Consider the following 10,016-nt stretch of genomic DNA (forward strand, 5'->3'; position numbering starts at 1 on the left):
AATTTAATATTACTTATAGTATGTATTTATATGTTTTAGACATGTTCTAATTTTATCACCAAATAGGTATCTGTCAAAGTCAACTGTTTTTATTTTTGATAAACTAAAACGGCTGCTTGGGCAGCGATTCCTTCTTCACGTCCCGTAAAACCTAACTTTTCTGTTGTTGTTGCCTTGACGTTAATTTGAGAAATGCTTGCTTCTAACAGCTGCGCAATACGCTCTCTCATTGGTTCAATGTAAGGAGCCATTTTAGGTTTTTGCGCGATAATCGTGCAATCTACATTGCTTAATTCATAACCTTCATCTTTTAGTAGTTTCCATACGTGTTGAAGAAGCTTTGCTGAATCAGCATCTTTAAATTCAGGGTCTGTATCCGGAAAATGCTTTCCGATATCTCCTTTAGCCGCCGCTCCTAATAAGGCATCTGCGATTGTATGTAACAGCACATCTGCATCTGAGTGGCCTAATAATCCTTTTTCATACGGAATTTCTAAACCGCCGATGATTAAAGGTCTTCCTTCTGCAAATTCATGTACGTCGAAACCTTGTCCTACTCGAATGTTCATTTTTCCACTCCTTCAGTCCTGTTTAGCTTTGTTAATATAGCTTCTGCATATAACAAATCTTCTGGTGTTGTTAGTTTTATATTATCGTAATTTCCCTCTACAATCGATACTTTTTGTCCCGCTTTTTCTACTAAGCTTGCATCATCGGTGCCTAAGTATTCATTTGTTTTTGCTTTTTCGTGTGCATCCATTACTACATCAAAAAGAAAAGCCTGCGGCGTTTGAATAGCCCACAAGCTAGAGCGCTCAACTGTTTCAATGACAGTCCCCTGTTCCACACGCTTAATTGTGTCTTTTACTGGAACAGCCAGTACAGCAGCCTTATCACTAGCAGCTTTTTCTACTAACTCATGGATTGTGTTTTGTTGAACAAATGGTCGAGCGCCATCATGAATTAATACCATTTGAGCCTGCTTTAGACTTTTAAGGCCGTTATAAACGCTATGTTGACGTTCATCGCCTCCAACTGTCAATGATTGAACCTTTTGAATTGGATATTCAGTTAATAACTCTTCAAAAATCGCCACTTCTTTTTCGTTTACAACTAGTACAATTCCACTGCACCAAGGATCTTGTTCGAATTTTTGCAGCGTATGAATGATAAGCGGAACGTTTTGAATAGTTAAAAATTGTTTGTTCCGCCCCGCTTTCATTCGCTTCCCCTGCCCTGCAGCTAAAACGATAATTTCATACTTCATAGGTATACTCCCTTTACCTGTTACGTCACAGTGCTTTTTCTAATAACTTGGGTTTCGCAAAAATCATACGGCCTGCTGAGGTTTGGAGTACGCTCGTCACCAGTACATCAATTTGCTTTCCAATGTAATTTCTTCCTTCTTCTACCACGATCATTGTACCGTCATCAAGATAGGCAATACCTTGATTATGCTCTTTACCATCTTTTATAACCAACACATTCATTTCTTCTCCCGGAAGCACAATTGGCTTAACGGCATTTGCTAAGTCATTAATATTTAAGACGCCGACATTTTGAAGTTCACATACTTTATTTAAATTAAAGTCGTTTGTAACGACCAACCCAGAAGTCAGCTTTGCCAATTTGACCAGCTTACTGTCCACTTCTTGAATGTCTTCGAAATCGCCTTCATAAATTTCTACCTTCATTGCCAGTTCCTTTTGAATACGGTTTAGAATATCTAGACCTCGTCTACCTCTGTTTCGTTTTAGAACATCCGACGAATCAGCAATATGCTGAAGTTCCTCAAGCACAAAGCGCGGAATAACAATCGTTCCGTCTAAAAATCCTGTTTGACAAATATCTGCGATACGACCGTCAATAATAACGCTTGTATCTAAAATTTTAAGAGACTTTAGTGATTCTTCATTATCTGCTTCTTCTTCTTGCCCTTTTTTCTTCCCAATTCGAGATGGCATGGAAAACACGTTCACAAGCTCATCACGTTTTTTAAACCCGACTTGAAACCCTAAGTAACCTAAAAGAATACTTAGAAAGATTGGTAAAATGGTACTTACTACTTGAAGTTGAATTCTGCCTAAAAAAGCTCCGACCAAGTAGGCTACAATAAGCCCTAAAATCAATCCTAAGCTACCAAAAAGTACATCCGTTACAGGCGCCTTCAGCAACGCCTCTTCCACTCGGCGAATTAATTCAACTATATAATCAACAATCCAAAACGTGACAAGGAAAAACAAAATAGCTCCCAGTATTGCATCGACGTAAGGTTTTTCTAGAAATGCTACATCTTGCAGATTTAATAATTGAATAAGTTCAGGTATAAAAAAGACGCCCAATGTACCACCTGTAATAATAAAAAATAACTGTACAAAACGTTTTAACACGCCTTCACCTCCCTTTATCATTATAAACAGTTTACAATGATTGAAACCTGTTATTTAACCAAAAAACAGAATTTGTAAACAAACTGTCACTTTTTTTGTATTTTCACAATATCTTAATGAATCAAACATTTAATGTCAATTAATATCCTATAGCTGACGGTTTGTAAGATGCTGCTCTTTTAGTCTTTTTAGGCCTTCTCTAATTTTCCGTGCTCGAATTTCACCGATGCCTTCTACCTCATCCAATTCTTCTACCGACGCATCTGCTATCGTTTTTAAATCCCCTAATTCATCAATGAGATTTTCAATAATAATCGATGGAAGTCTTGGAATTTTATGAAGCATTCGATACCCTCTAGGAATAACGCTGTCTTCAAAGCTTGTATACATAGGATATCCCATTAAGCGAAGGAGCGTTTGGTCATCGAGAAGAACATTATTTGACGGCTGCTGCATGCGTTCAATCACTCGGTAAGGGTCAAAGCTGAGGTCATACATATAATCTTTGATTAATAAAGTTGCTTCTTCCTCTAAGTGAGAAAGCAGTTCATTCATTTGGAGACGAATTAGCCTTCCTTCTGTTCCTAACTCGCTAATATAGCTCAAAATTTCATTTTTAATACGCAAAACCATTTCTGTACGATGAAGCGACTGCAGCACATCTGTGTGAGTTACTTGCTCTTCAAACTCTAATGCACTGAGACTTGTAATCGATTCATCTAATACCGCCTTGTACTTTTCAAGGGTTCCAAGCGCTTGATTCGCTTTTGCTAAAATAACGCTAATGTCTTTCAATACATACTGCAGAGACCCTTTGTAAAGCGTAATCACATTCCGTCTTTGTGAAATGGCTATCACCAATACACCTGACTGCTTAGCTACGCGCTCCGCTGTACGGTGACGCATTCCTGTCTGTGAAGAAGGGGTAGAGGGATCTGGCATGAGCTGAGCATTAGCAAACAATATCTTGCTTCCGCTGTCGTTTAAAATAAGCGCTCCATCCATTTTGGCTAACTCGTATAAATGCGCAGGTGTAAATGCACAATTAATCGAAAATCCTCCATCTACCATCTTTTTGACTTGTTCATTGTAGCCCATAACAATTAAGCCGCCCGTCTTTGCCCGCAAGACGTTATCGATACCGTCACGAATAGGGGTTCCTGGTGCTACAAACTGCAGAATTTCTGATATTTGTTTTTGACTAACTGTTGTTTTTTCTCCTTCCACTGCTTATCCTCCTAATGTATATTGCAGAGCCTCCGCTACTGTTGATACCCCAATCACATCAATACCATCTGGGACTTTCCATCCTCCTAAATTTTTCTCCGGAATAATAATTCGTTGGAACCCTAATTTTACCGCTTCTTGAACGCGCTGTTCAATTCTAGACACTCGGCGTACTTCGCCTGTTAATCCTACCTCTCCTACAATAACATCTGTAGCGCTAGAAGCAGCATCTCTGAAGCTTGAAGCAATGCTAACGGCTACAGCTAAATCGATTGCTGGTTCATCTAATTTCACTCCACCTGCTACTTTTAAATAAGCATCTTGATTCTGCAGCAGCATTCCTACACGCTTTTCTAAGACAGCCATGATAAGCGAAACGCGATTATGATCTACTCCTGTCGCCATTCTTCTAGGGTTTCCAAAGCTCGTTGGACTGATTAGCGCCTGCAGCTCTACTAATACGGGTCTTGTCCCTTCCATTGAAGCGACAACAACCGAACCTGCTGCTCCCTGAGACCGTTCTTCTAGAAAGATTTCGGATGGATTCAATACTTCTTCTAGCCCACTTTCTTTCATTTCAAAAATGCCCATTTCATTTGTAGATCCAAATCGGTTCTTAACCGCTCTTAATATACGATACGTATGATGGCGCTCTCCTTCAAAATAAAGAACCGTATCTACCATATGTTCAAGAAGTCTTGGACCCGCAATGGCCCCTTCTTTCGTTACATGACCCACAATAAAGATGGCAATGCCATTCGTTTTAGCAACACGCATTAGTTCAGCCGTACACTCTCGCACCTGTGAGACGCTTCCTGGCGCTGATGTCACATCAGCATGGTAAATGGTTTGAATTGAATCAATCACCACAAAATCAGGCTGCATGCTTGAGATGGCCTCTAGTATTAATTCTAAGTTTGTTTCTGCGTGAACATAAAGCTCTTCAGCTTTTACACCTAGCCTGTCCGCTCTTAACTTCGTTTGTTTGGTTGATTCCTCTCCCGAAATATATAGTACTTTATTTTGTTTCATTGCTAACTGCGCGGAGGTTTGCAAAAGTAAAGTAGACTTTCCGATACCCGGATCTCCCCCTATTAAAACGAGTGACCCTCTGACAATACCGCCTCCTAATACACGGTTTAACTCTGCAGAAGGTGTAAAAATCCGTGGTTCTGTTGTAGATTCAATCGCTGTAATTGACTGAGGTTTTTGAACTTTAGAAGCAGTAGCTCCGGAAAAAGCTCCTCGGCGTGATGATTTCGTTTCTTCCATTTCTTCCACCATCGAATTCCAGCTTCCGCATCCAGGACATTTCCCCATCCATTTTGCGGATTCATATCCGCAATGCTGACATGCAAATTTTGTTTTTCGTTTCGCCATTATGTTATCAATCTCTCCGTTCATTCAATCGATTTCTATCTCTATTGTACACTATTTCCTAAGCTAAAATAAAAAGGGAGGCATACGTGTTTTTTCGTATGCCTCGTCTTGGTTTGAGTAAATTTAGCTGATGCTGCTTGGAGCGGAGGATTTAACAACAAATTCTCCTTTGTCTACATCTAGCGTCACTTTCTGACCTTTTTGAACAACCCCTTTTAGCAGCTCTTCAGATAAACGGTCTTCAATATGTTTTTGAATTGCTCTACGAAGTGGACGAGCGCCGTATTCTGGGTCAAAACCTTCCTCTGCAATCTTATCAATTGCTTCTTTTGTTAATTCAAGATCAATTTCTTGCTCTTTTAAGCGTTTTGTTAACTGGTCCGCCATTAATTTAACGATTTCAGCTAAGTGAGGTTTCTCCAATGAATGGAAGACGATAATTTCATCTATACGGTTTAGGAACTCCGGACGGAATGCGCGCTTCATTTCCGCCATTACTTTTCCTTTCATATCTTTGTAGTCTTGGCCTTCTGCTTCTACTGTGAACCCTAAGTGCTTGCTTCGTTTTAATGTGTCCGCACCTACGTTTGATGTCATAATTAAAATTGTATTACGGAAATCAACTGTACGGCCTTTTGAATCTGTTAAGCGTCCATCTTCTAACACTTGTAATAAAATGTTAAATACATCCGGATGTGCTTTTTCAATTTCGTCTAAAAGAACAACTGAGTAAGGTTTTCTTCTTACTTTTTCCGTTAACTGGCCGCCTTCTTCGTATCCAACATATCCTGGAGGTGAACCTACTAAGCGTGAAGTAGAATGTTTCTCCATGTACTCAGACATATCGATACGAATCATTGCGTCTTCGTCGCCAAAGATTGACTCCGCTAATGCGCGTGCAAGCTCTGTTTTACCAACCCCTGTTGGTCCTAAGAAAATGAATGAACCAATTGGGCGTTTTGGATCTTTCAAGCCTGCTCTAGCACGGCGCACAGCTTTTGCAACTGCTTTTACCGCTTCTTCTTGCCCAATTACACGAGAGTGAAGAATCTCTTCCATGTTTAGCAGTCTTTCTGTCTCTTCCTGTGCCAGTTTAGAGACCGGTACACCCGTCCAGCTAGATACCACCATCGCAATATCTTCTACGGTTACAGCTGAGTTTTCTTTACCTTGCTGCTCTTTCCAAATTTTCTTTGTGTCTTCTAATTCTTCGCGTAGGCGTTGTTCTGTGTCGCGTAAAGATGCTGCTTTTTCAAATTCTTGACTTTGAACAGACGCATCTTTTTCATTGCGTACTGATTCTAATTTTTGCTCTAATTCCTTTAAATTTGGCGGCGTTGTAAATGAACGTAAACGCACTTTTGAACCAGCTTCATCAATTAAATCGATTGCTTTATCCGGTAAGAAACGATCTGAAATGTAGCGATCTGATAGTTTCACCGCTTGCTCGATTGCCTCATCAGAAATAGATACTCGGTGATGCGCTTCATAACGGTCACGAAGCCCTTTTAAGATTTGAATAGACTCTTCCAACGTTGGTTCATCCACTTGAATTGGCTGGAAGCGACGCTCTAACGCTGCATCTTTTTCAATATATTTTCTGTATTCATCTAAAGTCGTAGCACCGATACACTGAAGTTCTCCACGAGCAAGAGACGGTTTTAAAATATTAGAAGCATCGATAGCACCTTCTGCACCACCAGCGCCAATTAATGTGTGTAACTCATCGATAAAGAGAATGATATTACCTGCTTGACGAATTTCATCCATTACTTTCTTCAGGCGATCTTCAAATTCTCCGCGATATTTTGTACCAGCCACGACCGTTCCCATATCCAAAGTCATAACGCGTTTGTCACGTAAAATTTCTGGAACTTCATTGTTGACGATTTGCTGAGCCAAACCTTCAGCGATTGCCGTTTTACCGACACCTGGCTCCCCAATTAATACAGGATTGTTTTTTGTACGTCGGCTTAACACTTCAATAACACGCTGAATTTCTTTCCCACGTCCGATAACAGGGTCTAAGCTTCCTTCGCGCGCTACAACTGTTAAATCGCGTGCTAAGCTGTCTAGCGTAGGTGTATTGGCATTTGAAGAACCTCCGCCTTGATGGCTTGAAGCAGCTTCATTGCTACCTAATAAATGAAGTACTTGCTGACGAGCTTTATTTAGGCTGACACCTAGATTATTTAAAACGCGTGCTGCAACGCCTTCACCTTCACGAATTAAGCCTAGTAAGATATGTTCTGTTCCTACGTAAGAATGACCAAGCTTTCGGGCTTCATCCATTGAAAGTTCAATGACTTTTTTCGCTCGAGGTGTATAATGAATGGTCTGCGTTAATTCTTGGCCTCTGCCAATTAATGCTTCCACTTCTTTTTGAATTTTTTCAGTGCTTAGGCCTAGAGCAGAAAGAGCTTTTGCTGCAATTCCTTCACCTTCACGAACGATACCTAATAAAATGTGCTCCGTTCCAATGTTGTTGTGACCTAGGCGTAGTGCTTCTTCCTGTGCTAAAGCTAATACTTTTTGTGCGCGCTCTGTAAATCTACCAAACATCATATAATCGTCACCCTCCACGTTTAATTTGTGTTTTTATTTATAGTGAGACGTTCTCGAATTAAGGTGGCTCTTTTAATGTCACGTTCCTGAGGCTTTAGGGGCCCTCCCGAATACTTTTGTAAAAAGCCTGGCTGCGTCATAATGATAAGTTCATTCAATATATTTTGACTCAGTCCTTTTATATACCCTAAATCGATTCCTAATCGAACATCTGATAAACATTGTGAAGCTTCTTTGGACTCAATAATACGGCTATTGGCCAATACTCCATATGAACGATACACTCGATCTTCTAACTCTACATGAGATGTTTTAAACAGTGCGTCTCTTGCAGAGTGCTCTTGTGTAATTAACTGCTGTACGACACTATTTAAATCTGCCACAATATCTTCTTCAGATTTCCCTAAGGTTATCTGATTAGAAATTTGAAAGATATTCCCTAAAGCTTCGCTACCTTCTCCATAAATTCCTCTCACCACTAAGCCAAGCTGGTTAATAGCGGGAATAATACGATGAATTTGACGGGTCATCACTAAAGCCGGCAGATGCATCATCACAGATGCACGTAGCCCAGTACCCACATTTGTGGGACAGCTGGTTAAATACCCTCTATTTTCATCAAACGCATAATCTACGTATTTCTCAATCCAATTATCTACTTTATTCGCTGTGCTTAAAGCTTCAGATAATTGAAGGCCTGGAAATAAACATTGTATGCGTAAATGATCTTCTTCATTAACCATAATACTCAAATCTTCTTTTTCTGATAAAAAACAAGCTCCGTTGTTGTCTCCTTCAGCCAAGTTAGGACTGATAAGATGTTTTTCAACCAACACTTGCTTTTGAAGAGGCTGTAATTCGTTCATCTTTAGTAAATGCAAATTCCACTGATTGGTGTTCTCGCTTTTTTGAAAAACTTGCTCAAATACTCGAACCACTTCAACTGCTTGTTCTTTAGAAAAGAGAGTTGGAAAAAGATAATGAGTTAAATTTCGAGCCAGCCTGATTCGACTGCTTAGCACAATATCTGAATTCGAAGCTTCTTGACGCATCCAAGAGCTAACAGGCTGGGAAAAGAACAAATCCTGGGACATGAATTACGCTTCCTCCTCTCTCGATTCGTTCATCTTCTTTTCTAGTAATCGAATGTGATCTCGGAGTTCGGCTGCTTTCTCAAACTCCTCTTTTTCGATATACTCTTTTAAGTTCAATCTTAATGCCTGTAATTCCTTTTTTAAATGAAGATTACTTGCAATTCTTGCTGGTATTTTTCCATGATGTAGATAATTACCTCCATGCAGCCTCTTCAAGAAAGGAATAAGAGGTCGCTCAAATGTTTTGTAGCAATCTGCACATCCAAACCTGCCGATTTTAGCAAATTTTTGATATGTCATGCCACAAGTAGGACAAGAAAGAACGTCCTGACTTTGTTTCTTATAATTTTCAGTTACTGCTGGGTCTAGGTTAAGTAGGCCAGCTAGTAAGTTATTGATTGAAAAACCTTGCTGATTTGAAAAAGAAAATGCATCTCCATTTTCTGAAGCGCATTGTTCACATACGTGCATCTCCGTCTTTTCACCATTAATAATTTTTGTGAAGTGAAGAGTTGCAGGTCTCGTTTCACATTGCTGACAAATCATCCTGTCATCACTCCCTGTTCTAAATAAAATAGATCATGAGCTTATCGGTAGCGTAATGAATTAAGCATTGCTTTTAAAAGATTGGCTCTTAGCTCATCACGATAAGGAAGTTCAATATTAATAACTGAACGATTGATAACGCTCAACATGATTTTTGCTTCTCGTTCTGTGATGACTTTTTCTTCAACTAACCTAATAATGACATTTTCAGCACTTACTTGTGAAATTTCATTTTGAATCATCTCAATCACTTGCTGAAACAAATCCGCTGCATCATGCATTTTTACTTTTGCAATACGAATAAATCCGCCGCCGCCTCGCTTACTTTCTACAAGATAACCTCTCTCAACCGTAAAGCGGGTATTGATAACGTAATTAATTTGCGACGGAACGCATTGAAATTTATCAGCAATCTCACTGCGCCTTATTTCAACAATTTCTCTTTCACTTAATTCAAGTACTTGTTTTAAATACTGTTCGATAATGTCAGAGATATTTGGCACGCTGCCCCCTCCTTCTGACTTTGACTATATTTGACCTTAATTTAAATATAAAAGGAAACGAAAAAATTTTCAACTATGTACTATTAAAGTTTATTCTTTACTTTTATCGTTGCCACTAAAATTTATTTCAAAACCTGCAAATCGCGAATTTTATTGTTCTTACTATACTTTTTCATAAAACAAATAAATTGTAAACAAAAAAGGACTAGCTAAAATAGCTAGTCCTTTTTCAGGTGCCTGGCAACGTCCTACTCTCACAGGGACAAAGTCCCAACTACCATTGGCGCTAAAGAGCTTAACTTCCGTGTTCG

9 protein-coding genes are annotated in these 10,016 nt (G+C 39.4%); all 9 read right to left on the reverse strand.

What is annotated here, in order from left to right; translation table 11 throughout:
* Positions 1–89: 89 nt before the first annotated feature.
* Positions 90–569 (reverse strand): 2-C-methyl-D-erythritol 2,4-cyclodiphosphate synthase, encoded by a 480-nt coding sequence (ispF, locus tag ACMX9J_RS25970; protein WP_013054903.1) that lies wholly within the window; start codon positions 567–569, stop codon positions 90–92.
* The gene (ispD, locus tag ACMX9J_RS25975; protein ID WP_028412657.1) at positions 566–1,267 is read right to left on the reverse strand and encodes a 2-C-methyl-D-erythritol 4-phosphate cytidylyltransferase; all 702 of its coding nucleotides are present in this window, start codon (positions 1,265–1,267) and stop codon (positions 566–568) included. The genes ispF and ispD overlap by 4 nt, the downstream gene beginning before the upstream one ends.
* 25 nt (positions 1,268–1,292) lie before the next feature.
* Positions 1,293–2,390, reverse strand: coding sequence for a PIN/TRAM domain-containing protein (locus ACMX9J_RS25980; RefSeq protein ID WP_014462040.1), 1,098 nt, complete (start codon positions 2,388–2,390; stop codon positions 1,293–1,295).
* 147 nt (positions 2,391–2,537) lie between these two features.
* Positions 2,538–3,617 carry a DNA integrity scanning diadenylate cyclase DisA gene (disA, locus tag ACMX9J_RS25985; RefSeq protein WP_013054900.1) on the reverse strand — a complete coding sequence of 360 codons (1,080 nt, stop codon included), beginning with the start codon at positions 3,615–3,617 and terminating at the stop codon, positions 2,538–2,540.
* A 3-nt stretch (positions 3,618–3,620) separates the two neighbouring features.
* Positions 3,621–4,997 carry a DNA repair protein RadA gene (radA, locus tag ACMX9J_RS25990; RefSeq protein WP_013054899.1) on the reverse strand — a complete coding sequence of 459 codons (1,377 nt, stop codon included), beginning with the start codon at positions 4,995–4,997 and terminating at the stop codon, positions 3,621–3,623.
* 123 nt (positions 4,998–5,120) lie between these two features.
* Complete coding sequence (gene clpC / locus ACMX9J_RS25995; protein WP_014462041.1) at positions 5,121–7,562, reverse strand: ATP-dependent protease ATP-binding subunit ClpC; 2,442 nt, start codon at positions 7,560–7,562, stop codon at positions 5,121–5,123.
* 20 nt (positions 7,563–7,582) lie between these two features.
* Positions 7,583–8,656, reverse strand: a complete 1,074-nt coding sequence (locus ACMX9J_RS26000) for a protein arginine kinase (RefSeq protein WP_013054897.1) — start codon at positions 8,654–8,656, stop codon at positions 7,583–7,585.
* A 3-nt stretch (positions 8,657–8,659) separates the two neighbouring features.
* Positions 8,660–9,202 (reverse strand): UvrB/UvrC motif-containing protein, encoded by a 543-nt coding sequence (locus ACMX9J_RS26005; RefSeq protein ID WP_028412656.1) that lies wholly within the window; start codon positions 9,200–9,202, stop codon positions 8,660–8,662.
* A 41-nt stretch (positions 9,203–9,243) separates the two neighbouring features.
* Entirely contained in the window at positions 9,244–9,705 is a 462-nt protein-coding gene (locus tag ACMX9J_RS26010; protein WP_013054895.1) for a CtsR family transcriptional regulator, read from the reverse strand.
* Between the last annotated feature and the right edge of the window lie 311 nt (positions 9,706–10,016).

The sequence above is a fragment of the Priestia sp. RMT2NF4 genome, assembly GCF_047872835.1.
GTDB classification, from domain to species: domain Bacteria; phylum Bacillota; class Bacilli; order Bacillales; family Bacillaceae_H; genus Priestia; species Priestia zanthoxyli.

Coding starts and splice junctions, on each gene's coding strand:
- ispF (WP_013054903.1), bottom strand. CDS start 569: ATGAACATTCGAGTAGGACAAGGTTTCGACGTACATGAATTTGCAGAA.
- ispD (WP_028412657.1), bottom strand. CDS start 1,267: ATGAAGTATGAAATTATCGTTTTAGCTGCAGGGCAGGGGAAGCGAATG.
- radA (WP_013054899.1), bottom strand. CDS start 4,997: ATGGCGAAACGAAAAACAAAATTTGCATGTCAGCATTGCGGATATGAA.
- clpC (WP_014462041.1), bottom strand. CDS start 7,562: ATGATGTTTGGTAGATTTACAGAGCGCGCACAAAAAGTATTAGCTTTA.
- ACMX9J_RS26000 (WP_013054897.1), bottom strand. CDS start 8,656: ATGTCCCAGGATTTGTTCTTTTCCCAGCCTGTTAGCTCTTGGATGCGT.
- ACMX9J_RS26005 (WP_028412656.1), bottom strand. CDS start 9,202: ATGATTTGTCAGCAATGTGAAACGAGACCTGCAACTCTTCACTTCACA.